A 25,136-nucleotide genomic window follows, 5' to 3' on the forward strand; every position below is an offset into this window, starting at 1 on the left:
GTACCTTCCTCACCTTTCCTGCAAGCCTTGCCCATCTACACCTGAGGCCAGGCCTGATCAGCTTGATCGTGGCACAAACCGGACCTCATACCCCGGATTTGGCAGCCGGGTCGCGCGGGTTTGAGGCCCAATATTACTGGACGGTAGCAATACCCTTGACCGCCGTGCCGTCCTTGGGCGGCGGCTAGGGTTGTGCCGGTGACCAGCAGACGGATCGTGAGTCCACTGAAGTCCTTCGCAGCGGTTCTCCTTGCGGGTTCGCTGAGCCTGTCCGGCTGTGACACGCAAACGACATCCCCTGGCGGCACTAGCAGCACAGGAGCCGCGTCGACGGGCGCGGACACGGCCGCCGTCAGGTTGCACGTGCTAGCCGCCGCATCGCTGCGTGGAGCGTTCACCGAAATCGGCAAGACGTTCCAAAGCGCACACCCCGGGACAACCGTCGAGTTCACCTTCGCCGGCTCGTCGGATCTGGTCACCCAACTCACGCAGGGCGCCGAGGCGGACGTGCTGGCAACCGCCGACTCGGCCAACATGGATAAGGCATGGAAGGCGCACTCCGTCGTCAATCCCGTCGACTTCGCCGCCAACACGCTGACGATCGTGACGGCGCCGGGTAACCCCAAGGGGATTGCCACCTTCGCCGACCTGGCCCGTCCGGGCCTCGATGTGGTGGTGTGTGCGCCGCAGGTTCCGTGCGGAGCAGCGACTGCGACGGCATCCAAAGAGACTGGTGTACAACTGAATCCGGTCAGCGAGGAATCCTCGGTGACCGACGTGCTGAACAAGGTGACCGCAGGACAGGCCGATGCCGGTTTGGTCTACGTCACCGACGCCAAGGCGGCAGGCGATAAGGTCGCGGCGGTCGCATTCCCTGAGGCGCGGACCATCGTCAACACCTATCCGATCGCGGTGACGGCGAGTACTCACAACCCCGAACGTGCGAACCAGTTCATCGAAACCGTCACCGGGGACGCGGGGCACAAGATCCTCGCGGCGGCGGGATTCGCTGCGCCGTGACGCCGGCCCACGGCCTGCCCCGATGGATGTACCTACCGGCAGCCCTCGGCGCGGTGCTCATCGTGCTGCCGCTGCTGGCACTGATAGTCAGGGCCGACTGGCTCCAATTCCCGGCGCTCGTGACCAGTCCCGCCTCCCAGGCTGCACTCCTGCTCAGCCTGAGGACGTGCCTGGCGAGCACGGCGCTATGCCTGCTGCTCGGCGTCCCACTGGCCCTCGTTCTCGCCCGCGGTCCCGGGTGGCTCACCCGGTTGCTGCGGCCGATGATCCTGCTGCCCTTGGTGCTGCCACCGGTCGTCGGCGGCATCGCGCTGCTGTACGCCTTCGGCAAGTTGGGCTTGCTCGGCCACTACCTGGACGCAGCGGGTATCCGAATCGCGTTTTCGACCTCCGCCGTGGTGTTGGCTCAAACCTTCGTGTCGTTGCCGTTCCTCGTGATCAGCCTGCAAGGCGCGTTGAGCACGACAGGGGAGCGGTATGACCACGTCGCCGCCAGCCTCGGTGCACCACCCACCACGGTGCTGCGGCGCGTGTCGTTGCCCTTGGTGATGCCCGCGCTGACGTCGGGCACCGTGCTGGCCTTCGCACGCTCGCTGGGTGAGTTCGGCGCCACGTTGACGTTCGCGGGCTCCCGGCAGGGCGTGACGCGCACCCTTCCGCTGGAGATCTACCTGCAACGCGAATCCGATGCCCAATCGGCGGTGGCGCTCTCGCTGCTGCTGGTGGCGGTGGCAGCGGCTGTCCTTGCTGTCGTTGGTGCGCGGAGCTGGCGAGGGCAGCTATGAGTGAGCTGCGATTCGACGCCGGGCATTCCGGGCGCGGGGTGCACGCCGCATTCACGGTCGCACCGGGGGAGACGGTGGCGGTTGTCGGCCCCAACGGTGCCGGAAAGTCCACGCTGCTTGCACTGATCGCGGGTCTGCTACGACCCGACACCGGTGAGATCCGGCTGGGCGACCACGTGCTGACAAGTTGTGGCACAGGAACTTTCGTCCCTACCCACCAACGTCGCACCGCGCTTCTCCTACAGGAAGCGCTGCTGTTCCCGCACCTGACGGTGGCGGCCAACGTCGAATTCGGGTTGCGCGCCCGGCGGCTCCACCGCGGCGACATCTCCGCGTCGCGCGATCGCTGGCTGGAGTCGGTGGGCGCGGGCGATCTTGCCCGGCGTCGTCCCGGTGAGCTGTCCGGAGGTCAGGCGCAGCGGGTGGCCATCGCACGTGCGCTGGCGACCGAACCCGATTTGGTGCTGCTCGACGAACCGCTGTCCGGTTTAGATGCCGACAGCGCGCCCGCGATTCGGGCACTACTGGGGCGGGTCCTGGGCCGTGACGGGCACAGCGCCCTGATCGTGACCCACGACATCATGGACGCGGTTGCCATCGCCGACCGAGTGATGGTGCTGGAGGGCGGTCGTATCACCGAACTGGGCGACACCACCACGGTCCTGGCCCGTCCGAGCAGCCAGTTTGGGGCGCGGTTCGCGGGGGTGAACCTTGTCGAGGGCACGATGGACGAGGATGGCGCGCTGCGTGCCGGCGACCTGGTCATCCATGGCGTGTGGGCCGGCACCGGGAGCGCTTCGTCCGGACAGCATGCGGTCGCGGTGTTCGGGCCGCGAACCGTCGGTGTGCACATGTCTCCGCCGGGAGGTAGCCCTCGGAACGCTATCGCCGTGTCCATCACGACACTCACCGCGCACGGCGACACCGTCGTTGTAACGGCAACCGCCGGGACCACGATATTCACGGCGCATATCACCGCGGTCGCCGCGGCAGAACTACGGCTGACACCCGAAGCGTCGGCATACTTTGCCGTGAAGGCCCACGAGGTCGTCATTCAGGCGGCGCAATAGCTGGAAACGGGGACTTCGAGAGGAAGCCTATGTTTGCGTCCGATCAGCCAAACCCCTTGCCACCGCGTCGAATGACCCTGGGCTGGCGCCGCTGGCGGCTTTCGGCACATTGGGCGCGCCGATTGCCGCTAACGCTTGCACGTGCTCGACAAGACGGTACCTTCATGGACATGCAGCAACCACGGGCAACATCGGCGGCCAAGCGGGCGCAACGGACACGAGTAATCGCAGCGGCCGTCGCGGTCGCCTCGCTGTCCGGAGCAGGAGCCATCTCGCTCGCCGCCGCACCGGCAAACCAGGCGCTGCCATCGCTACGCACGGCGGATATCCACTTGGTCACCACAGATGTGCCTCCACCGCCCGCCCCCGGACAGCCGGCTCCCAATCCGGAGTCGCCGACCACCGTGACGACGGCTCCGGCCTCCCCGGCGCCCGGCACCCCCGCGCCCACCACCACGCCTGCGCCCGGAGCTCCGGCAGACGCCGGACGAGTCAACAATGACCAGGGCGGGTTTAGTTACGTTGTGCCCCAAGGCTGGACGCAATCGGATGCACGCCGGCTGACCTACGGATCGGCGCTGCTGACCAATCCGGCCGCACCAAACGGCAGCATCCTGCTGGGGCGCCTGGACCTCAAGCTTTTCGCCGGCGCCGAGCCCGACAACCAGAAGGCCTCCCGCAGGCTCGCTTCGGATATGGGCGAGTTCTTCATGCCGTACCCCGGCAACCGCGTCAACATGGAGGACCAGAGCTTCGAGGTGGCGGGCATGCCCGCAGCCTCCTCGTACTACGAGGTGAAGTTCGACGACGCCGCCAAGGAAACCGGCCAGATCTGGGCCGCAGCGGTGGGTAAGGGCAAGGACCGTTGGTTCGTCGTGTGGCTAGGCACCTCGGCCTCACCGGTAGACAAGGGAATCGCCAAGGCACTGACCGGGTCGATTCGCCCCTGGACCCCGCCGACTCCGCCGACCGCGCCGCCAGCCGATCCCAACCAACCGCCACCACCGCCGGCGGACCCGAACCAACCGCCACCGCCGGCCGATCCCAACCAACCGCCGCCACCGCCGGCCCCCGCGGCTCCGGGCGCGGCTACTCCTGAACCGGCGCCTCCTGGCCAACCCGCACCTCCTGCGGCGCCCGCGCCCGCGCCTGCACCCGGGGTCCCGGTCTGACATCGAACAAAGCGGCAGTCCGCGGATCTAGCATTCGCGAACTGCCGCTTTGTTATTGGTCCACTCAGCACCGTGCAGGAGGATGAACGATCGCCCTCGCGGTGGCCGTGGTACATCGTGGTCGGCGTCGCCGAAGCACTACTTGGCGGATTTCTCCTGAGCTTCTACTACGAGACCGCCAACGGCGGAAAGTGGTTCACTTTTTTCGCCGCGCTGCTTGGTTCAACAATTCTGCTGTCCCTCATCAAGCTGGTGCGAAAGCAGAATTGACGCTGCCTGGCTCTAGGACGATTTTCCCGCGATGAACTTGTAGCCAGCGAGCAGAATCACCGCGCCAACGAGCGCGCCGAGGAAGGCGTGGTTGATCGGCGGGGTAAGCGTGAATTTGTGCGGGGCGAACACCAGGCTCCCTAGCGTCCCACCGACGTACCCACCGACAATGCCCAGCACTGCGGTCATGATCCAACCGAAGTTCTCTTTGCCGGGCACGATCAGTCGCGCGACGAACCCCACGATGAGACCAAGAATGATCATCCAGATCACGTGCATAACCATGTCTAGCTCCTTCGAATATGTGTTGCTGGTGAAACGAGCGTCGACCCGGTGCTGATGCTAGTGGAACTCCAGCCCCGTCGGCGCTGTAACGAACCGTAGTTGGCGAAGAAGCAACCTCACGATCAAATAGTGACGCCGGTGAGGACGCGTTGACGCCCGGATAACCTGCGCGGAAGCTTCCGGGAATCTGATTCGCTCACCATGGCGGGGTGACCGAATGTAGTGCGCCGCCCGTCGAGCACCGCGCCGCGTGCTCGTACTGCGGTGTCGGCTGCGGAGTGGTGGTGCGCTCCACATCGGGCACGGTGACCGTGAACGGAAAGGGCCCGGTCACCATCGCCACGGTCGAGGGCGACGCATTGCACCCGAGTAACCACGGCCGCCTGTGCACCAAGGGCGCCACCCATGCGCAGCTGATGACCGCCGACGGCCGGATGACCAGCGCGTATATCCGTCCCGAACGCGGACAAGAGCCCGTCCCCACGCCGCTCGCCGCGGCGACCGTCGACGCGGGGCGCCGGCTCCGGCAGATCCTGGACACGCACGGCCCCGATGCCGTCGCCCTGTACGTGTCCGGTCAGATGACCTTGGAAGCTCAGTATCTGGCGAACAAGCTCGCGAAGGGGTACATCCGCACCACGCAGATTGAATCCAACTCTCGGCTGTGCATGGCCAGTGCCGGCACCGGATACACACAATCCCTCGGCTCGGACGGACCTCCGGGTTCGTACGCCGATATCGAGCAGGCCGACCTGTTCCTCGTCATCGGCGCGAACATGGCCGACTGCCACCCGATCCTGTTCTTGCGCATGGCCGACCGGTTGGCCAGTGGCGCGCGGCTGATCGTGGTGGATCCGCGACGCACCGCCACCGCCGAACGAGCCGATCTGTACCTGCAGATCACGCCGGGAACCGACCTAGCTCTGCTGAACGGACTGCTGCATCTGCTGGTTGAGAACGGTGACATCGACTCCGATTTCATAGCCGAACACACCGACGGCTGGTCGGGTATGCCGGACTTCCTCGCCGCCTATCCACCCGCCGCGGTCGCCGCGGTCACAGGGCTGGCCGAGGACGACATCCGCACCGCCGCACGGTGGATCGGAGAGGCCCGCGAATGGATGACGTTATGGACGATGGGCCTCAATCAGAGCACCCACGGCACCTGGAACACCAACGCAATCTGCAATCTGCATCTGGCGACCGGGGCGATTTGCCGGCCGGGTAGCGGACCGTTCTCGTTGACGGGCCAGCCAAATGCGATGGGCGGCAGGGAGATGGGCTACATGGGGCCCGGACTACCCGGCCAGCGCTCCGTGAAATCCGCCGCCGATCGGGAGTTCGTCGAACAGCAGTGGCAGCTGGCACCGGGGACCATCCGCGAGGAATTCGGTACCGGCACCGTCGACATGTTCGCCCAGATGGCGACCGGGAGCGTCAAGGCGTGTTGGATCATCTGCACCAATCCAGTTGCCTCGGTGGCAAATCGACAGAACGTGATCGACGGGCTGCGTCGAGCCGAGCTGGTGATCACCCAGGACACGTTTTTGTCCACGGCCACCAACGAGTACGCCGACGTCATGTTGCCTGCCGCGCTGTGGGCGGAATCCGACGGCGTCTCGGTCAACTCGGAGCGGACGGTGACCCTGACCAACCGGGCCGCCGATGCGCCCGGCGACGCCCAGCCCGACTGGCGTTTGATCTGCGATGTGGCCGCCGCGATGGGATTCGGCGATGCCTTCGACTACTCCACAAGCGAGGAGATATTCGACGAGATCCGCGCATTCTGGAATCCGCGCACGGGTTACGACATGCGCGGGGTGAGCTACGCACGGCTGCGGCAAGGTCCTGCGCAATGGCCCTGCCCGCCGGGCGATTCGGGGAATTCTGCAGACAGGAATCCGATTCGGTATCTGAACGACGGGATCAGCCAGGACCTGTACATCGACGAGGACGGCCACGTGCCGCGGCTGGCGTTCGCCACCCCCTCACGCCGCGCTATGTTCCACGCCCGAGCGCATCGCGATCCCGCCGAGCTCCCCGGTAACGGTTATCCGATGATCCTGAATACCGGTCGATTGCAACATCATTGGCACACCCTCACCAAGACCGGACGTATCAAGACACTCGATCGGCTCCATCCGTCGCCCTTTATCGAGATTCATCCTCACGATGCCGCGACACTCGGAATCGACGAGGGCGATATCGTCGAAGTCGCCTCGCGTCGCGGCAGTGCCGAGCTTCCCGCGGTCGTCAGCGATAGGGTCAAGCGGGGCAGCTGTTTTGCACCCTTCCACTGGAATGACATCCAGGGGCCCGGGCTGACGATCAACGCCGTGACCAACGATGCCGTCGACCCCGATTCGCTACAGCCGGAGTTCAAAGTCAGCGCCGTGATGCTGCGCCCCACCGGTCGGACCGTCCTCAAGGAGGCAGTCGACGCGCCAACACAAGCGCTCGGGGACATAGCGATTCTGTGGACATCGCAGACCGGCAACGCCGAGAACGCGGCCGCCTCGGTGCATCGACTGTTGGAGACCGCGGGGATATCGGCGACGCTCACCGCGATGGACGAGTGCGACCCCGCCGATCTCGGCGCGGTCCGCACGGCAGTGGTCATCGCGAGCAGCTTCGGCGAAGGCGGACCGCCCGATAACGGGGCACGGTTCTGGTCGGCACTGACAGGGATCCCGGGGACCACCCACCCGTTTGACCACATGCGCTACGCGGTGCTGGGATTCGGGGATCGTGCGTACGCAGATTTCTGCGGCCACGCGAAAGCTCTCGACACGCGCCTGCAGGAGCTCGGCGCCACCCCGGTCCTCGGCCGGGTCGATGGCGAGGCCGCCGACCGATCGCTGATCGCGTCGTGGACCGCAGACCTGCTGGAGGCAATTGGGGAGGGGACCGCCGCGAGCACCGAGGCGGTCCGGCGACTACGCAGCAACGGGCTTCCGGTGACCGCACCGGAACGCTTCACCCGGGGCGCACCCATCCTGGCGGCGTTGTCGCACAACGAGATTCTCTCGGCCCCCGGCTCCGGCAAGGAGGTGCGACGAATCGAGTTCGACCTCTCCGGTCACGATGTCGACTACTCGGTGGGCGACGCGCTGGGAATCTACCCGACCAATCGCGACGAAGACGTCCAACGCTGGCTTACCGCAACCGGTTTCGATGGCGCGCTGCCCATTACGATCGACGGCGGCGAGCTTCCGCTGGCCACCGCCCTGGCCAGTCACTACGACATCTGCCGAGTGACCGACGACCTGCTGCGGTTCATCGCCGAGAGACGCACCGACAAACCAGCGAAAAAGCTGCTGCGCGGCACCAGCGACTCGGCCACCGAGGCGCGCGCATTGTGGCGGCAGGGCCGAAATGCCCTCGACGTACTTCGCGAGTTTCCCATCCGTGCCGATATCGAAGAATGGCAACAGGTCCTGATCCGGCTCACCCCGCGCCAGTACTCGATTTCCTCGAGCCCCCTGGTCAGCCCGCGGGCCGTCGCGTTGACCGTGTCCATCGTCCGATATCGGGGGCCGGACGGGTCGGCGCGGGGCGGGGTGGGGTCGACCTTCTTGGCCGACCGCGCGCAGCACCTTCCTGTCCCGATCTTCTTGCAGCGCTCACCGCATTTCCGACCGCCCGATACGGCGGACACGCCGATGATCATGATCGGCCCCGGAACCGGTATCGCGCCATTCCGCGGATTCCTGCAGGAACGTCGCGCGCTAGGGCATACCGGTCGCAACTGGCTGTTCTTCGGTGATCAGCACCGCAACCAGCACTTCTACTACCGCGACGAGCTCGACGGGTACCTGCGAGACGGCTCGCTGCGCCGTCTCGATCTTGCATTCTCACGTGACCAGCACAAACGCATCTACGTGCAGCACCGGATGCTGGAGCAGGGGGCGCAGTTGTGGCAGTGGCTATCCGAGGGCGCGCACGTCTATGTGTGTGGAGACGCCAGCCGCATGGCTAAGGATGTCGACGGCGCATTGCTCGCCGTCGCCCAGAAACACGGACGGATGTCGGGGGAGCAGGCACTCGAGTTCCGCAAGGAACTGGTTGCCGAGAAACGCTACGTCCGCGACGTCTACTGAGCCGCCGCGCTATATTCGTCACGCGCGATGGATCTCGCCGGGGCCTGTCCCGAACCGCCACTGATGGCTGATAGTTCCTGTGTTGGTGTGTCGTAACACGATGGGACCGAATGTGGCAGGTGGATACCGCGAAGAGCGCAATGAGTCCACGCGACCCCTACATCTTCAACCGTCCGCGCTGCTGTGGGTGTTCCTCGGCGGCATGGTCGGGACCGCGTTGCGGTACTGGTTCGAATTGATGTGGCCGGCCTCGGGCACCTCATGGCCGTGGGGGACGTTCGCGGCCAACCTTTCCGGGGCGTTCATCCTCGGCGCGCTGCTGGAGACGCTCACGCTGCTGGGGCCGGATGCGGGCTGGCGCCAACGCCTCCGGCTGTGTCTGGGGACGGGTCTGTGTGGTGCATTCACCACCTACAGCGCGCTCGCGCTGGAAGTCAGCACGCTCACCCGCCACGGCTTCACGGGCATCGGCGTGGGGTACGCATTGGTCAGCGTCGCAGCGGGTTTGGCAGCCGCGCTGGCCGGGATAGCCACCGCGGCGCGGGCCCTCGCCCGCTATTCGGGGGACACCACATGATGGCCATTGTCGTGATCCTGGCCGGCGCCCTGGGCGCCGTGGTGCGGTTCGTCGTCGACTCCGCGATCAAGCAGCGCCGGACCTCTCGATTTCCCTGGACCACTCTGCTCATCAATGTCAGTGGATCGGCCCTCATCGGCATGCTGGCCGGCCTGGTGATCTTCCACGACGCGTCGCCCGGACTGCTCGCCATCCTCGGCACCGGTTTCTGCGGCGGCTATACGACCTTCAGTACCGCCAGCGTCGAATCCGTGCGATTGATCGAGCAGCGCCGTTGGTCCCTCGCCCTGTACAACACGTTCGGCGCGCTGCTCGCCAGCATCGCGGCGTGCGCCGCGGGGCTGGCGCTCGGGTGGCTGCTGGCGTGAGGATGTAGGTATGACCGAGTCGCCGGTGGCCCATCTGGTGGTCGGATGGGATCGGCAGCCACCCAGTACGGCCGCGTTGCGCTTCGCGACGGATTTGGCCGGGCGATTGAATGCATGTGTGCACGTAGTGCACATTCTGGACATGGACGACGAGCCACTGGATCCCGATACGGACAGCTGGGAGTCGCAGTCCCAGGAGGCCGTATCGGCTGCCGAGGCCAGAGCTCGCGAAGAGCTCGCGGGGCGGGACGTGCGCTGGGAGTATCACCGCGCGCACGGCCCCGCGGCCGCTCAGCTTCTCGAGGTGGCACAGCAGAACGAGGCTCTCATGATCATTCTGGGCAGCCCACGAGGCGGGCCCGTATCAGCACTCGACGTATTACTTGGGCATTCGGTGTCCCATCGATTGATCGGCGCAAAGCGAATTCCGCTCGTGCTCGTGCCGGCCACCTGACAGCACGTTCACGGCTATCGATTGGTTACTACTGTCCTGTAGCCTTGCGCGGTGCACAGCAAATCCCGCTTCCCGCGGGGGGTTGACCGGGGTCCCGTCACCATCGATGGGGTCACCGTGGCACTGAGAGCACCTCGACTGTCGGACGGTCCGTCGTGGCGCGAGACCGCGTCGAGGTTCGCCGCCAGGCTTTCCCCGGCATTCGGCCGCGACGATATGGACTGGGAATCCGCACATTCACCGGTGATGTGGGCGGACACCTGGCGTGCGGCCCTGGGGGATGCGAAGGCCGGAGGCGTATCCTATGTGCTGGTACGGATCGACAACGACACCGAAAAAGTGGTGGGCCAGTTCTCGGTGACCGGCAGAGATCCGCGCACGGGCGGCGCCGAGATCTCCATCTGGTCCGCCGACGTTTCCCCGGTAGTGAGCAGATGGGCTCAGCTGACGTCCGCACTGTCGGCCTTCGAGGGCAACCCTGCCATCCCACACGCGCTGATACCCGTCGCGGTGTCGAATGTTCGCGCAAACATGTTCGCCTCCTCGCTAGGCTGGACTCAGCTACAGACTCGGCACCAGTTGCGCAGCTACGACGGTCAGATATCGGACCACCACATTTGGATTCTGGTGAATACGGCCGCGAGTCGCGATGCGATGAGGCGTCAGCTGTTGGCACTTCCCTGCGCCAGAGCCGATTCCCAGCCCATTGCGCCCCGCGCCTCGCAGCCGCTATATATCGCGGCCTGGGGCAGATACCTCGTGCGCCGTGCGCGACAAAGACTTCGCACCGCAAAGGATGTTCGCCCCCGCCCGCCAGTTCTCGAAATACCCTCCGCCAATGGGGAAGTGGTGCGCCTCGAGCCCTCCAGCCATGATCGGTACCGCGTCACGATGAGCGAGCGCCCGGCCGGTTCGATCGACGTTTACTCCGATGCGGGAACCTCGACCAGCGAGCTAGTGCCGCACATCAGTTCGTGGGTACCGGAAGACGCACGGGTAGCGGCGGTGGCCCAGCTTGCCCGCCAGCTGGCGGAGGGCCCGCGCGCGTCACGCCGGACGGTCGTCACGATCCGGGCTGGAGACTCCGCGATCGCCAATGATCTTGTCGCTCTTGGCTTCATCGATGAAGGTGACGCGCCACCGAGCCTCGGCGAGGAAGGCGTGCCGCGCCGGATGTGGACGCTGATTCGCGGCTAGCTGCGCTGCGCGGTGGTGATCGCCGCCCGGCCGTCGACAGGTAATCGACTGACATACGTTGGCGCATAATGCTGCAGCAATTCGCGGGTGGTCAGGTGCTGGCGGCACCGGAAACCGTGCGCCGCCAGCAGCGCATCGGCGTCGGCCGCGGTGAGGCCGGTGAGATACGGCTCCCCAAACCGTGCAGCCGCCCCCGTCCATAGCCGGGCGCGAACAGAATCGCTCTCTCCGGTAACGACACTGGTATCGAGGTAGTCAAATACCACCAGGCTGCCTGGCGCACAGAGCGTCGCGAGATCGGCGAGTGTCGCGTCCAGCGCGTCTTGGGTCAGGTAGGCGGTCACGCCGAGCCAGATGATCAGGCTTGGCCGGGTGGGATCAAAGTTGTTGGCGAGGAGTCTTTCACGGAGCACGTCGTGTTCGAAATCGCAGGGCACCCATACGGTCTCGTCGTCACCTTCGGCTGATTGGAGACGTTCCGCGGCGGCGCGTTTGTCCGCTTGGGTGGTAGGCGCGTCGACCTCGAAAATCTTGACGGGGCCGCCTACGGCTCGACGCAATGCGGTGGTGTCGAATCCGGCACCCAGCAGCACAACCTGCGTGACGCCGTCGTTGAGAGCAGCTTCGAGGATGTCATCGGTGTAGCGCACCCTCAAGACCAGGAAGAGATGTCCGGCAGCACCGAACACATACTTGAGACCCTCAATGAAGAGGCGAGCCGCCAGCGGATGGATCAACCAGGCCCGCAAGATGGGGCTGCGAACAAAATGCCGCGAGTACGGATCATTGAGAAGGCGCCGCCCCGCCGGCTGCAAGGTCTCCGCTGCCCGTTGGGCAGCGCAAGATTGCGCCGTAAAACTCGCCCGACGATCAAGACGACGACTGTTCACGCCCGGTCTCCGCTTCCGTGATAGTGGCGAAAGCTGTTGCATTGCAATTTGATCCGCGATCGGAAGGATCGAATCACGCGCGCACTGCCGGGTCCGTCTCCCGCAGTGCACGGCAGGGCACCCGCATGGGCCACCAGAACCACCGCCCGAGGAGGGTCGCGATGGACGGGATGACGAGCGAACGGACAATGAGCGTGTCGAGTAAAAGTCCGACGCCGACGGTGGTACCGATCTGCGCGAGGGTGCTGGAGTACCCGGCGATCAACGCAAACATTGTGAAACCGAAGATCAGGCCCGCGGTCGTGACCACGCTGCCGGTCCCCACCATGGCACGGATGATCCCCGTTTTGATTCCGGCGCGGAGCTCTTCCTTGAACCGGGCGACCAGCAGCAGGTTATAGTCGGCGCCGACCGCGACAAGGAAGATGAAGGAGCACGGTACGACCGCCCAGTGCAAGGGCAGACCGATGCCGTACTGCCAGATGGCAGCGCTAAGTCCCCACGCGGAAAGAAATGACAATCCCACGGTCCCGACAACGGCGACTGCCGCAACGAAGCTGCGCAACAGCAGCAGCACGACGCAGAACACGAACGCGAAAGCCGCTACGGCACTGGTGATGAAGTCCTCCTTGGCGAAGGCCGCGATGTTGAGCAACGTGCCCCCGGCGCCGCCGATACTCACCGTGCTCCCGCCGAGCGAGGTGCCCTTGAGTGCCGATTTCGCCGCAGGGACGATCTTGGCGCTGTAATCCATGCTCTCTCGGCTGAAGGAGTTCACATCGCCCATGACGAGCATTCGGGTGATCTTGCCGTCGGGGGAGAAGAAGACGGACAGAGCCGATTGGAACAGGGGCGATTCGAATGCCTGGCTCGGAAGGAAGAAGTACCCGCCAGGGTCTCCCTTCATGTAGGTGTCGGCGATCTCTCGCAGGAACGCCGTCACCTCGTTCATCTGCACCAGCAGCGAGTCGGCCATGCCGCGGATCGGAGTGAGCGTCTGCTGGGCGTCGTTGAGGAAACCGTCAAGCATCCGGACCTGATTAACCAATCTCGGCAACGACTGCGTGGCGACCTGCGAGGCGTCCACCATGTCCTCGAACTTGCGCTCGCCCGCCTGGTTCAGTCCATCGAGAACGGTGAGTCCGGTGAGCGCCGCGTTGCAGGGCAGCACCTCCCTGCAGTCGGGGACCATATCGACGAGCTGGCCTGCCGCATCGATTCCGCTCGCGGCGACCGGCTTCATCTGGCTATGGATCGCCTTCGCCATTTTCAACAGTTCGACGAGGCGTTTTCGGGTGGCCTGCACGCCACCGCCGGGCAGCTCGGCGGCGCGCTGGACGACCTGGAGATCGTTGAGGACCTCTTTGACACCCACCGAGAGCTGATCGATCTCACCGGTGATCTTGGCGATGCCGTTGAGCTGAGTGCTGACCATCTCGGCTATCTGGGCCATCCGTTCGCCGACATATCCGCCTTGATAGGTCAGGGTTCCTTGGGGCAGCGGCGAGATGAGCGGGCGCGTAATGCCTTGTACCGCTTGGACTCCCTCCACGGAGTACACGGCGCTCGTCAGCTTGGCGAGTGCGATCAAGTCCGCGGAATTGCGCATATCGTGATCGGCCTCGATGAACAGCAGGTTCGGGTTCAGGAGGTTGGGCGGCAGGTGCCGATCCGCGGCCACCAGACCCAGGTTCGCCTCCGTGTTGTCCGGTTGGGCCGCGCGTTCGTTGTAGCTGATGACATACGACGGCAGGACCAGAATCGCGAGTGCGAGCACGGCCATGCTGCCCGCGAGTACCGGTCCGGGCCAACGGACGACGTGGGTGGCGATACGCCTCCAGCGCCGAACGGCACGGTCGCCGCGCGGTTCGTAAAGGCCGAGCCGGCATCCGATCGCCAGCAGTGCGGGACCGAGGGTCAACGCCGCAGCGAGAGCGGTGAGGATGCCGATGGTGCAAGGCAGACCGGAGGTGGAGAACGCGGCGAGCCTGGTGAGAGTCATGCACGCGGTCGCGCCCGCCACGGTCAGCCCGGAGGCGAAGATGATGCGTTGCACGCTCGCTAATGCCGTGTAGTACGCGGTGGTCGGATCCTGGCCCGCCCGTCTTGCTTCCTGATACCTGCCGAGCAGGAAGATGCCGTAGTCCGTCCCCGCGCCGAGGACAATTCCGGCCAGCAGGCTCGACGCGAAAATGGAGATGCCGATGATCCCCTGCTGGCCGAGCAGGGCGACGATCGGCCGGGCCGTGACCAACGCGACCGCCACCACGAGCAGTGGCATCGCGGCCGTAAACAGTGAGCGGTAGGTCAACGACATGATGACGGTGATGCAGATAGCGCACGCGATGATGATCGGCAGGATCGACCGGTTGATCGCGAGCAGTTCGTCGTTGACGACGGCCGACGGACCGGTCACATAGATCTTGACGCCCGCAGGGGGCGGGTACTCCTTGACGATGTCGCGCACGGCCTGGGTGGACTCCATGGCCAGCGCGGTGCCCATGTTGCCGCCCAGGTTGAGGTAACTGAAGGAGGCCTTCCGATCCTGACTTTCGAATGCCGGCGCGAATGAGGGATCGGACCATAGGTCGATCGTCGTGATGACGTGCTTCTTGTCCGCCTTGAACTTCTCCATCAGTTCCGCGTAGTAGCGGTGCATCTCCGGGCCGAACGGCTTGTCTCCCTCGGCCAGCACGGCCACGAAGTTGTTCGTGCCGCCGTTGCCGAAGTACTTGCCCATATTGGAGAGCGCCTGCACCGACGACGCTTCGTCGGGCAGGAAGGACAAGGCATGCCCTTCGATCACTTTCTCTAGTTGGGGGCCTGCAGCATTGAGCCCGCAGGCGAGCAGCACCCACAGCACAACGATGGGTATGGAGAGTCCGTACAAGAGTCGGGCATATAGCGGTCTGCGCTGCTCACCACCGGCGGTATATGTCTCCCGACGGAACGGCACGGAGAATTCGTTGCGCACTCGGCGGCCGAATCCCCTTGAGCGCGAGACAAACCCGGCGCTTTCACCAGCAGCTTGTATCGGTCCGGTGTCGGCGTCAGCCTCGTCCCTGGTCACGCGACCTGCACCTTGCAGCTCGCAATGCCGCCGGTGGCGGTCGCCACTTGTTCATCGCGGACCTTCCCGTTGACGGTGATCCTGCAGCCAACTCCCGAGGAGTTGGATTGCACGACCATGCTGGTCACAAGGGATGGCTCCACGGTGCGCAGCGCCTGCTCCCAGGGCAGGACCGTTTCGACGTTCTGATTGTGGCCGCTGTCGTCAAGATAGGACACTGTCGCGGGAGTCCCGGGGGACCCAATGGCCTCGTATGCGATTGTCCGCTCGGTGAGGCTGCCCAGCATCGGAAGGCGGCTCACGGTCCCCATTGCCTCATCCGGGATTTCACTCGAACGCAGTTTGAGAATGAACGCCGCGGCGACGGCCAGGACCGCCAGTACAACCAGATACACCCACGCGCTTCTCATGAGGGGCTTCCTTCACGGGTCGTATCTATGAAACGGCCCCGTCAGTCTTGCATGTGACTGGTGTCTTCATTGTGCAAATTCGGTGCCAAATTCGCGAGGTCGAAATGCTTAGAAGACGCATCATTTTTGGGTTACGGGCATGCCCACACATGGCCCCTCGATAATTCCCAGATAAGCCCGTCGGCAATTCCCGGACGAGCCCATAATGGTGATCCGTTGGTCGTGACGAGAGGACACCGCAGTGGTCGCAGTGGCCATTATTGGCATCGGGTGCAAGTTCCCTGGCGGCATCGAGGACGCGGACAGTTTCTGGGAATTCGTGTCTCGCAAAGGCGACGCCGTAGCCGATATTCCGAAGGACCGTTGGGACGCGGACAAATATTACGATCCGGATCCCGACACCCCGGGCCGGATGTACACGCGGCGGGGCAGCTTCCTCACCCAGTCGTTCCGCCGGTTTGACGCGGACTTCTTCGGGATCTCACACCGCGAGGCCGCCGTGCTGGACCCGCAGCAGCGACTTCTTCTCGAAACCACCTGGGAGGCGCTCGACGACGCGGGCATCGCCGGACAAGCCCTGGGCGGGAACGTGGGGACGTTCATCGGCGGCTTCATGAACGACAACATGGTTAGCCGGGCGCTGGCCCGCAACCTGGAGAAGATCAACAACTTCGCCGCCTTCAGCGCGTCCCAGACCTTGCTGTCTAACCGCATCGCTCATGCGCTCGACTTGTGGGGGCCGAGCATGACCGTGGACACGGCGTGTTCGTCCTCCCTCGTTACGACGCACCTCGCGGTGCGGGCGGTCGCGAACGACGAATGCGATGTGGCACTCGCCGGCGGGGTGAACATCATGTTCCAGCCGGAAACGTTCATCACCATGTGTAAAGGCAGGTTCCTCGCTGCCGACGGCCGCAGTAAGTCGTTTGATGCTGCCGCCGACGGCTACGGCCGCGGCGAGGGCGTCGGCATCGTGGTGTTGAAGAACCTTGAGCAGGCGCAGCGCGACGGCGACCGCATATATGCGGTGATCCGGGGCAGCGGCGTGAACCAGGACGGCAGAACACTGGCGTTGCCCGTCCCGAATCCGGTATCCCAGCAGCGACTCGCGGAGCGGGTACTCAAAGAGGCGGGCGTCGATCCGGCCCTCATCGGATACGTTGAGGCGCACGGCACGGGCACGAGCGTCGGAGATCCGTTGGAGGCCGAAGCATTAGGTCGCTCCTATGGCCAGGCGGCCGGCCGCATCGAACCGCTGGTGATCGGATCGGTGAAGAACAACTTCGGGCACACGGAGGCCGCAGCGGGTGTCGCCGGGCTGATTAAGGCCGCGCTCACCGTGCAGCGTCGGACCATCCTTCCGCAGGTCGTCCTCGACAAGCTCAACCCCGAGATCCCGTTCGACGAGCTGAGGCTCCGGATCCCAACCGAGATCGAAAAGTATCCCGACGTGGGCACCCCGGCGTATGCGGCGGTCAACAGCTTCGGGTACGGCGGGACCAACGCGCACGTCATCGTTGAGGAGCCGCCGCGGCCCCTAGCTGTTGGAGCTCCCGCCGTTCCAGTTCGCGACAGCATCCGGATCTTCCCGGTCTCCGCACGCAGTGGCGTCGCGCTCCACGAGGTCGCCGGCCGTTATGCCGAGCTGCTGCGCTCCGAAAGCGGCACGGGGGACACAGTCTCCGATGAGACGGTGCAACGCCTGAAGACCGCAGTCACCGGTCGCAGGGCACAGCATTACCTCCGCAAGGGCTTCATTTACCGCGACGCGGATGACCTTCTCACCCAACTGAATTCCTACGCCAAGAGCGACGAAGCTGCTCCGGCTCGTGCCCTGGTCGAAGGGATCTCCGATCCCGTGTTCGTCTTCAGCGGCATGGGCCCGCAGTGGTGGGGAATGGCACGCGGTTTGTTGCAAACCGACGGCGTCTCCCGTGTCTTCTCTGACGCGGCCGCCGAGATCGACGCGGTTTTCCAGGAGGTTTCGGGCTGGTCGGTAATCGCGGAGCTCCTGCGATCGGGAGGAGACTCTCGCGTCACCCGCACCGAGATCGCCCAGCCGGCAAACTTCCTCGTCCAGTCCGCACTGGCTAAGCACCTCCAACAGTTCGGGATCCGACCCACGGCAGTGGTGGGGCACAGCGTTGGTGAGGTCGCCGCGGCCTATGTGAGCGGCGCATTGTCCCTGCGGGACGCCGCCGCCGTCTCCTTCCATCGCTCCCGCCTGCAGGCGAAAACTGCGGGCTCCGGCGGCATGCTCGCGGTCGGTCTCGACGCCGAGGAGGCCCAACGCCGAGCCGCACGTTTTGGCGGCGCGGTGTGTGTCGCGGCGGTCAACAGCACCTCGGCAACAACGCTGTCGGGGGACTCGAAGGCACTGCAGACATTGCACGATGAGCTTGCGGAAAACGGGGTCTTCGCCCGGATGCTGCACGTGGAGGTCCCGTATCACAGCCAACTGATGGACCCCATTCTCGATGAGCTCGCGACCGCACTTAGGGGGCTCGTACCGCATCCGTCAGATGTACCGCTGTACTCGACGGTCACTGGCCAGAAGATCGACGGCGAGGCGTTCGCGGACCCGGCTTATTGGGTGAACAACGTGCGCGAAAGCGTCCTTTTCGCGAAGGCCGTGGACACACTCATCGCCGACCGGTACCGGGTGTTCCTCGAACTCGGACCGCACCCGGTGCTCATCGGAAACATCCGCGAGAGCTTCGTGCGGCACAGCGTCTCCGGCGCTGCGATCCAGACCCTGCACCGCGATCAGGATGACGAGCAGTCAGTGCTCCAAGCCATCACCGACTTGTACGCGGTCGGCGCCATCGACGCCCCCGGCGAGGCTGACGTCTATGAGACCGGCCCGATCCCGCACCTGAACCTGCCGAAGTACCCGTGGTCGCAAGACGAGCTGTGGGAGGAAGACCCCCTGACGCTGCGCGCACGCTACGGCGACGCCGATCGCTTCGCCCTCCTCGGCGACCGAGCAGACGGGGTGACACCCCAATGGGAGGTCACCTTGGCCGCGGCCAACCTGCCGTGGCTTACCGACCACACGGTCCTCGGTTCGGTGGTGTTGCCAGGTGCCGCATATCTCGATGCGGCGATGTCGGCGGTGCGCCAACGCACTGGCCGCGGCCACGCCGGACTGGACTCGGTGGTCTTTGCGGTGCCGTTGGTCGTCGCCGAACACGACGCACCAATCACCCGTCTCGCCGTGGACGAGACGACCAAGCGATTCACCATCCATGGCCGCTCCGCGCACACCCAGCTGTGGACGGCGCACGCCAACGGCCGACTGGTCGAGGCGAACCCCGGGTCTTTGCGGATCGACGTCCCGACGCTCTCCGCGCGCGACAGGGTCTTCGAGAGTGACGACGTTTACAAGGGATTGGCCGCGGTCGGGCTTCCATACGGTCCGGCTTTCCAGCGAATCCGGAGTGTGCGTATCAGCTCCGCCGGCTGCGTCGCGGAGCTGACGAGCCCGCCGAGCCGCATGGCCTACGACGGTACGGCTCTGGCGCCCGAGTTACGGCACACCGTCCATCCCGCTCTTGCCGATGCGGCACTGCAGTGCATCGCGGTCCTCTTGGCGGCGCGTCCGGAGCTCGATGTTCCCCCGGTGGCCCATGTGCCGGCGTCGGTAGACCGCGTGCGGCTCTATCACGAGGTGCCCGACGACCCGATCGCGATCGTCGAGATCATCAGCGCGCAGCCGCTGCGCGCGAATGCCTATCTCGCGTCCCGCGATGGCGATGTCGCCTTGGCCATGACCGGGGTGACGTTGCGTCCTGTCGGGACGGCCGCGGACCCGCTGTCCGAATTGGACCACTATTTCTACGAGCCGCGTTGGGAACCCTTCGACGAGGAGGTCGACGGAGAACACAGCCGACCTGTCGTATCTCCCGCCGCGGCCCACCCGGTGAACGCACTCGTGGAGATCGGGGAGGTTAGCGCCGCCGTCGTCGACGGAGCCCGACGCGCGGCGAGCAGCGATGCTTCCATCACGCGCCTGAGCGACGCCGCACAACGAGCCGAACTTGCCGCGGTCTTCGCGGCAGCGCTGGACAGGGATAACTTCTTGCGCGTCGTCGTGGCGGTTGGCTCCGGGAACGCCTCGGAGGCCAACGTTTGCCACGTCGTCACGGTCGCCCAAGCCCTGACGGCGGTGATGGAGGCGGAGACCGAGCGCGGCGTCGTGAATCCGGACGTGCAGGTAGTCCTCGTAAGCCGGGGCGCCTTCATCGCGCCGGGCGACCAAGAACCGTGCCTGAACCTGGACCAGGCCGCACTCGTGGGAGCGCGGCGCGTGTTGGCGAACGAGCAGCACCCCGCCAAATGGTCCCTGGTGGATCTCACTGATTCGGCAACGGCGCAGGAGGTGGCCGCAGAAATCAGCGCGATGACGAGGGCCGAAGAAGTCGCCGTACGTGCAGGACAACGACAAACGCAGCGGATGCGCCGGTCGCTATCTGAGCTGGTCGCGCCGTGGGAGGAGCCGTTCGAGCCCGCCGACCCTGAGGTGGCCTATGAGGTGCAGATCCCGAGCACGCGGTCGCTCAAGGACCTCACCCTCCGAGCATGCGAGCGCATCGAACCCGGACCCCGGCAAGTGGAGGTCCGCATCGAGACCGTCGGGCTCAACTACAAGGACCCGTTGAAGGTCCTCGGCATCTTGACCGATCGCGAGCTCGGCGAGACATATTTCAAGCTGGACCCCGGCATGGAAGGTTTCGGTGTCGTCACACGCGTCGGTGCACAGGTCGACGAGCTTCGGGTGGGCGAAAGCATCGCGGTCGCCGAGCGAGGTCTCCTACGTCGCTACTTGACGTTCGACCTGGACGGCGGCGCAGCATGGGAGCCGATAGCCCAAGAGCATCTTCAACGAGAGGACTTCGATCCGCTTGCGGTGGGCTCGGGTGTCCCGTTCTTCACCGCGGGGTATGCGTTCTACAAGCTTGCAGATCTCCAGCCGGGAGAAACGGTCCTCGTGCATGGCGCGGCGGGCGGCATGGGCATGGCAGCCGTGCAGGTCGCGGCCAATATGGGCGCAGTTGTGTACGCGACCGCCGGGAGCGAGGAGCGCCGGCGTGCGGCGCTTGAACTCGGCGCGACAGCAGCGTTTGACTCACGGTCGGTCGGCTTCGTCGACGACATCCTGCGGATCACCGAAGGGCGCGGAGTAGACGTCATCTACAACTCGCTGCCGGGCGAGGTCATCGCCCAGAACTTCGCGGTGGCCGGCGAGTTCTGCCGGATCATCGAGATCGGGAAGGCGGACATGTACTTCGGCGGGGCGATGGAGCTCAAGCCGTTCAGCGGCAACTTGACCTTTCACTCGATCGATATGGACCGCATGCTGCGACTGCGGCCGGAGGTGTTTCGCGAGCTGCGGCGCGAGTGCACCGAGATGCTCATGTCGGGCAAGCTCACCCCGCTCCCGTACACGAGGTTCCCGATCGGCGAGCTGGTTGGTGCGTTCGAGGCGGTGTTCCGCGCGGAGCACATGGGCCGGATCGTGCTCGATTTCCGAAATCAGACCCCCCAGCTGCTGCCTCGCAAGACCGATCCGGCTCCGGTGCGTCCTGGCCACTCCTATCTCATCAGCGGCGGATTCGGTGCGTTCGGGTTGGCCACCGCGCGCTCGTTGGTCAAGGCCGGGGCTACCCATCTGGTCCTCGCCGGCCGCAGCGGAGCAGCAACGGATGTCGCACGGGCGCAGATCGACGCGCTGCGCGCCGTGGACGTCGACGTGTGGGAAGAGCAGATCGATATCAGCGACTACGACCAGGTCGTGGATTTGATCGGAAAGGTGGAGGCCTCGGGACACCCGCTGCGCGGCGTATTCCATGCCGCCGCGGTCGCCCATGACGATGTGATCGGGGACATCACGCCACAGTCCTTGCACAAGGTATTCGGGCCCAAGGTCGGCGGTGCGCTGAACCTGGACAAGGCCACGCGTGAGTGCAACTCCCAGCTCGATCACTTCGTGCTGTATTCGTCAATCAGCAGCCTCGTCGGCATCGTGCCTCAGCTGACGTACGCGGCGGCCAACAGCGTGTTGGACGGACTCGCTGCGGCACGGCACGCGGCTGGGCTTTCCGCCCTGTCGGTGAGCTGGGGCCCAATGAGCGGCGGCGGCATGGCCGAGACATCGGAGGCCATTCTGACGTTCCTCGACTCGGTGGGGCTGCGTCGGGTCAACATGGATCACGGGGCGGCGTTCATGCACGAGTGCTCCCGTTTCCCGCTTCCCCACGTCGCCATCGCGAATGTCGACTGGGGGATGTTGCGCACTCCGCTGCCCTCGACGGGCAAGAGCACACGTTTCGCGCATCTCTCCGCGGAAGCCGCCGCCGTGTCCAATGAGCAGGCCGCCTTCCGTGCGGCGGTGCTGGCGTTGCCGGAGGAGGAGCGCGGCCCGATGGTCACCAAGGAGTTGGCTAAGGAGCTCGCCAATGTGCTCAAGGTCGATGTGGACAGCATCGACCCCACCGGGCCGATAGCCGACCTGGGAATCGACTCCCTCATGGCGGTGGAGTTCGCGGCTCGTGCCGGGAAGCAGTTGAACATCCAGATCACGGCGTTCCAGTTCACGCCCGACCTGACCCTTGAGGCGGTCGGTGCGCGAGTCGCACTGCTCATCGCCCAAGGGGTCGGCGAGTCCGAGTTCGATGGGAACTAGCTGATCGTGACCGTTACTCCATCTGCCGCCCCGCTTGAGTGCTGGTGGTGGCCCAGGCCCTATCAACAGTCCTTGCCCACCGTGCTTTTTTTCCCCGGCGCGGGGGCGAACCACGCCGGCGAGCAACACCTCGTCCCTTTCCTGGCCGGGGTGAACTTCGGGGTGTGGCGGATGCCGGGACGCAGCACCCGATCCCAGGAGCCGTCACCGGAGAATCTGCGCGCGCTTGCGGCAGAATCCGCGTCGGCGGTCATCGGACTCGGTTGCCGTCGACCGGTCCTTGCTGGGAAGAGTTTCGGCGGACTGTTCGGTTACGCGGTGTGTCAGGCGTTGGAGTCGCGCGACTTCGCGGTGGGCCGATTCGTCCCGGTGGTGAGCGGGCACCCGTCGCTGTGGCGAATGGACGCTTTGTACGCCAAGACCCGAGGCCATAACCCCCAGGAACACGCGCTCTGGAGGCTCAAGGCCGATGAGCAGCGCGGCCACTGGCCGCCGAAGAAAATTTCGGATGAATCGCTGCTAGAACAGGCGCGACGCAATGCGGTGACCGATTTCAGTCTGGGCCTGCAATCGATCTCGCGTCGCCGGATCACCACGCCGATCACCGAGGTGAGCGCCAAGGACGACGAGGTGCTCCCGAAGTTCGCGCCGCCACGCCGATGGGAGCCGTACACCACGGGGGATTTCACGAGCATCCTGGTGACGGGCGGGCACTATTTCTATTGGTCGAATCCGCAGGCCTTGGCGACCATTTTGACCCATGAGGCGGAACTCGCTCTCAGCGGCTCGTTCACATAGCCGCTGAGAGCTCAGGCCTGACTACGGAGTTTCGCGCTGACAGTCCGGGCCGGTGTACTGCCAATTCGGGTTGCTGTTGTATTCGCAACCCGGGCCCACATACTTCCAGTTGGGGGGTGCGGCCGGCAGTCGCCCGCCTTCACCCCGCCAGTCGCGACCGCCGTACCGCCAGCCCCAGTTCTCGAACCAGCTGTCGGGGTTGACACACCCTTCCATGTTTCCCGGCCCCCACGGGGGCGGGGGTGAGGGATACGGTCCGTTAAAGCACACATCCGCCGGGGCGGGTGTCGGCTGCGCCGACGCCGGGCCCGCGCTCAGAAGAGCGATCGGGGCGGCGATGAAGCCAGCTGCTAATACGAACTGCCCGACCTTGATGACCTTGTTCATCGCACAACCTCCGACGTTGGATGCCGCTGTGATTCCGCAAGATTAGCGCCGTCTCCTTTCTAATTGTGGTAATTGCACGATCTTGACGGTGTCGACTTCTTGAAAAGGTCGACGTTCTCGCACCGGCATTTTCTTGTTGCGCGGCCTTACCACTTTTGGCATACCGTCGTGACCATTCTTCTCGAATTGAGGACCGGGGCAGAAATGGACGGACGTACCAGTCCCGGGTGCTCATCCAATGGCGCGGTCCGTTCACCTGCCGCACTCGATCACCGTGGCCTCGTCGATGCCTCAGCCGTGACGCGGGACCGACCCGCCTAGGCTGCTGGCATGCTGCGAGCGGGAATCATCGTCACTGGCACGGAGGTCCTCACGGGGCGGGTCGCCGATGCCAACGGCCCGTGGCTTTCCGAGCGGCTACGAGAAGTGGGAGTGGACGTAGCGCATATCTGCGTGTGCGGAGACCGCGAGGAGGATCTGACGGCCCAGCTGAAGTTTCTCGCCGGCCAAGGTGTCGACGTCATCGTCACATCAGGCGGCTTGGGCCCCACCGCGGACGATATGACCCTGCCGACCGTCGCCGAATTTGCCGGTACCACAATGGTTTTCGATGAATCCCTGGAGGAATCCATCATGGATCGGCTACGGCCGATGGCCAACCGATGGGAAAACGTCGATTGGGAGGCGTTGCGTATCGGCATCGCCAAACAGGCGCTTGTGCCGGCAGCAGGGGAGGTACTCGACCCGGTGGGTACCGCGCCGGGAGCCGTGCTGAGCGCCGCCGGAGTGGTCGTCGTGGTACTCCCGGGGCCTCCTCATGAGCTGCAGCGGATGTGGCCGGCGGCGGTCGACGCTGAGCGCTTCCGTGCACTCATCGGCGAGGATGCCGTGGCCATCGAGCAGAGGACCCTGCGGTTGTACGGCATCACCGAGCCCGATATCGCCGAGACCCTGCGCCTCGCCGAGACAGCGCTGGGAGACCTTGCCGCACTCGAGATCACCACGTGCCTGCGGCGCAGCGAGGTGGAGGTAGTCACCCGATTCGAACCATCGGCCCAGCCTTTATGGGACAGCCTCTACGGGTTCATTGCGCAGCGCCACGGGCCGTCGCTATTCTCGTCCGACGGTTCGACGGTCGACGAGCAGGTGGCGCGGCTCCTCGCCGACAAGCGCCTGGCGGTGGCGGAATCATGTACTGCCGGACTGCTGGGCGCACGGATCGCCGACGTACCGGGCTCCTCGGGATACTTCCTGGGCGGCATCATCAGCTATGCCAATGATGTCAAAGTCGGCCAGTTGCAGGTAGATCCGGAGCTTCTTGCCACCCACGGCGCGGTATCGCCCCAGGTCGCCGAGGCCATGGCGGACGGTGCCCTGAAGGCGCTGGGCGCCAATGTCGCGGTGTCGACGACGGGTGTGGCCGGGCCTGGTGGCGGCACCCCGGAGAAGCCGGTAGGCACGGTGTGTTTCTGCGCCAAGACCGCAGCGGGGGAGAAGGCCGAGCTTCGGGTCGTGATCCCGGGAAATCGCAACCAAATTCGTGAGCGCGCGACCACCGTGGCCCTGCATCTGCTGCGCCGACTGCTGCAGGGGTAGCC

Annotated in this window: 18 protein-coding genes and 1 riboswitch; of the genes, 13 read left to right on the plus strand and 5 right to left on the minus strand. The window is 65.2% G+C overall.

The genetic code is table 11. From position 1 onward, the window contains the following. The first annotated feature begins 198 nt into the window (after nt 1-198). The 5 genes from modA to FZI91_RS23825 all read left to right on the plus strand — a co-directional run bounded on the left by modA (nt 199) and on the right by FZI91_RS23825 (nt 4,317). Complete coding sequence (modA, locus tag FZI91_RS15250) at nt 199-1,020, plus strand: molybdate ABC transporter substrate-binding protein (protein ID WP_375234361.1); 822 nt, start codon at nt 199-201, stop codon at nt 1,018-1,020. Next, nucleotides 1,017-1,805 carry an ABC transporter permease gene (locus tag FZI91_RS15255; RefSeq protein WP_162526051.1) on the plus strand — a complete coding sequence of 263 codons (789 nt, stop codon included), beginning with the start codon at nt 1,017-1,019 and terminating at the stop codon, nt 1,803-1,805. The genes modA and FZI91_RS15255 overlap by 4 nt, the downstream gene beginning before the upstream one ends. Beyond that, nucleotides 1,802-2,875, plus strand: a complete 1,074-nt coding sequence (locus FZI91_RS15260; RefSeq protein ID WP_155939811.1) for a sulfate/molybdate ABC transporter ATP-binding protein — start codon at nt 1,802-1,804, stop codon at nt 2,873-2,875. The genes FZI91_RS15255 and FZI91_RS15260 overlap by 4 nt, the downstream gene beginning before the upstream one ends. 170 nt (nt 2,876-3,045) lie before the next feature. Continuing rightward, nucleotides 3,046-4,047, plus strand: a complete 1,002-nt coding sequence (locus FZI91_RS15265; protein ID WP_155939812.1) for an APA family fibronectin-binding glycoprotein — start codon at nt 3,046-3,048, stop codon at nt 4,045-4,047. Nucleotides 4,048-4,119: 72 nt separating this feature from the next. After that, nucleotides 4,120-4,317 carry a GlsB/YeaQ/YmgE family stress response membrane protein gene (locus FZI91_RS23825; protein WP_309224125.1) on the plus strand — a complete coding sequence of 66 codons (198 nt, stop codon included), beginning with the start codon at nt 4,120-4,122 and terminating at the stop codon, nt 4,315-4,317. A 12-nt stretch (nt 4,318-4,329) separates the two neighbouring features. Here FZI91_RS23825 and FZI91_RS15275 read toward each other — a convergent pair whose 3' ends face one another. Then, nucleotides 4,330-4,602 (minus strand): GlsB/YeaQ/YmgE family stress response membrane protein, encoded by a 273-nt coding sequence (locus FZI91_RS15275; RefSeq protein WP_155939813.1) that lies wholly within the window; start codon nt 4,600-4,602, stop codon nt 4,330-4,332. Nucleotides 4,603-4,811: 209 nt separating this feature from the next. Here FZI91_RS15275 and FZI91_RS15280 point away from each other — a divergent pair, with 209 nt between their 5' ends. From FZI91_RS15280 to FZI91_RS15300, 5 genes are all read left to right on the plus strand, one after another. After that, nucleotides 4,812-8,702 (plus strand): bifunctional nitrate reductase/sulfite reductase flavoprotein subunit alpha, encoded by a 3,891-nt coding sequence (locus FZI91_RS15280; RefSeq protein ID WP_155939814.1) that lies wholly within the window; start codon nt 4,812-4,814, stop codon nt 8,700-8,702. 14 nt (nt 8,703-8,716) lie between these two features. Further along, nucleotides 8,717-8,789, plus strand: a riboswitch (Fluoride riboswitch). Between the two features lie 13 nt (nt 8,790-8,802). After that, nucleotides 8,803-9,279 (plus strand): CrcB family protein, encoded by a 477-nt coding sequence (locus FZI91_RS15285; RefSeq protein WP_155939815.1) that lies wholly within the window; start codon nt 8,803-8,805, stop codon nt 9,277-9,279. Then, nucleotides 9,276-9,647, plus strand: coding sequence for a fluoride efflux transporter CrcB (gene crcB, locus FZI91_RS15290; RefSeq protein WP_155939816.1), 372 nt, complete (start codon nt 9,276-9,278; stop codon nt 9,645-9,647). The genes FZI91_RS15285 and crcB overlap by 4 nt, the downstream gene beginning before the upstream one ends. 10 nt (nt 9,648-9,657) lie before the next feature. After that, on the plus strand, nt 9,658-10,101 hold the full coding sequence (locus tag FZI91_RS15295; RefSeq protein ID WP_155939817.1) for a universal stress protein: 444 nt from the start codon (nt 9,658-9,660) through the stop codon (nt 10,099-10,101). Nucleotides 10,102-10,152: 51 nt separating this feature from the next. Then, nucleotides 10,153-11,298, plus strand: a complete 1,146-nt coding sequence (locus FZI91_RS15300; protein WP_155939818.1) for a GNAT family N-acetyltransferase — start codon at nt 10,153-10,155, stop codon at nt 11,296-11,298. Here FZI91_RS15300 and FZI91_RS15305 read toward each other — a convergent pair. The 3 genes from FZI91_RS15305 to FZI91_RS15315 form a co-directional block, all read right to left on the minus strand. Next, nucleotides 11,295-12,188, minus strand: coding sequence for an SAM-dependent methyltransferase (locus tag FZI91_RS15305; protein ID WP_309224124.1), 894 nt, complete (start codon nt 12,186-12,188; stop codon nt 11,295-11,297). The genes FZI91_RS15300 and FZI91_RS15305 overlap by 4 nt on opposite strands. A 73-nt stretch (nt 12,189-12,261) precedes the next feature. Then, complete coding sequence (locus FZI91_RS15310) at nt 12,262-15,258, minus strand: RND family transporter (RefSeq protein ID WP_162526050.1); 2,997 nt, start codon at nt 15,256-15,258, stop codon at nt 12,262-12,264. Continuing rightward, nucleotides 15,255-15,653: an MmpS family transport accessory protein gene (locus FZI91_RS15315; protein WP_162526089.1), complete on the minus strand. Its 399-nt coding sequence runs from the start codon at nt 15,651-15,653 to the stop codon at nt 15,255-15,257. The genes FZI91_RS15310 and FZI91_RS15315 overlap by 4 nt, the downstream gene beginning before the upstream one ends. 256 nt (nt 15,654-15,909) lie before the next feature. Here FZI91_RS15315 and FZI91_RS15320 point away from each other — a divergent pair, with 256 nt between their 5' ends. Further along, nucleotides 15,910-22,353 (plus strand): type I polyketide synthase, encoded by a 6,444-nt coding sequence (locus FZI91_RS15320; RefSeq protein ID WP_162526049.1) that lies wholly within the window; start codon nt 15,910-15,912, stop codon nt 22,351-22,353. A 72-nt stretch (nt 22,354-22,425) separates the two neighbouring features. Next, nucleotides 22,426-23,151, plus strand: coding sequence for an alpha/beta fold hydrolase (locus FZI91_RS15325; protein ID WP_239001759.1), 726 nt, complete (start codon nt 22,426-22,428; stop codon nt 23,149-23,151). A 21-nt stretch (nt 23,152-23,172) separates the two neighbouring features. Here the strand turns inward: FZI91_RS15325 and FZI91_RS15330 are convergent, their stop codons facing one another. Then, nucleotides 23,173-23,538 (minus strand): hypothetical protein, encoded by a 366-nt coding sequence (locus tag FZI91_RS15330; protein ID WP_155939823.1) that lies wholly within the window; start codon nt 23,536-23,538, stop codon nt 23,173-23,175. Between the two features lie 330 nt (nt 23,539-23,868). On the opposite strand from FZI91_RS15330, the gene FZI91_RS15335 reads away from it, so the two are divergent. Next, complete coding sequence (locus FZI91_RS15335; RefSeq protein ID WP_155939824.1) at nt 23,869-25,134, plus strand: competence/damage-inducible protein A; 1,266 nt, start codon at nt 23,869-23,871, stop codon at nt 25,132-25,134. The last annotated feature ends 2 nt before the right edge of the window (nt 25,135-25,136 follow it).

This window comes from Mycobacteroides sp. CBMA 271, from assembly GCF_009729205.1.
Taxonomy (GTDB): Bacteria; Actinomycetota; Actinomycetes; order Mycobacteriales; family Mycobacteriaceae; genus Mycobacterium.

Bases quoted from the DNA above. Each gene is read 5' to 3' on its own strand.
- FZI91_RS15335 (WP_155939824.1), top strand. From the start codon at position 23,869: ATGCTGCGAGCGGGAATCATCGTCACTGGCACGGAGGTCCTCACGGGG.
- FZI91_RS15275 (WP_155939813.1), bottom strand. From the start codon at position 4,602: ATGGTTATGCACGTGATCTGGATGATCATTCTTGGTCTCATCGTGGGG.
- FZI91_RS15260 (WP_155939811.1), top strand. From the start codon at position 1,802: ATGAGTGAGCTGCGATTCGACGCCGGGCATTCCGGGCGCGGGGTGCAC.
- FZI91_RS15285 (WP_155939815.1), top strand. From the start codon at position 8,803: ATGGGACCGAATGTGGCAGGTGGATACCGCGAAGAGCGCAATGAGTCC.
- crcB (WP_155939816.1), top strand. From the start codon at position 9,276: ATGATGGCCATTGTCGTGATCCTGGCCGGCGCCCTGGGCGCCGTGGTG.
- FZI91_RS15295 (WP_155939817.1), top strand. From the start codon at position 9,658: ATGACCGAGTCGCCGGTGGCCCATCTGGTGGTCGGATGGGATCGGCAG.
- FZI91_RS15265 (WP_155939812.1), top strand. From the start codon at position 3,046: ATGCAGCAACCACGGGCAACATCGGCGGCCAAGCGGGCGCAACGGACA.
- FZI91_RS15330 (WP_155939823.1), bottom strand. From the start codon at position 23,538: ATGAACAAGGTCATCAAGGTCGGGCAGTTCGTATTAGCAGCTGGCTTC.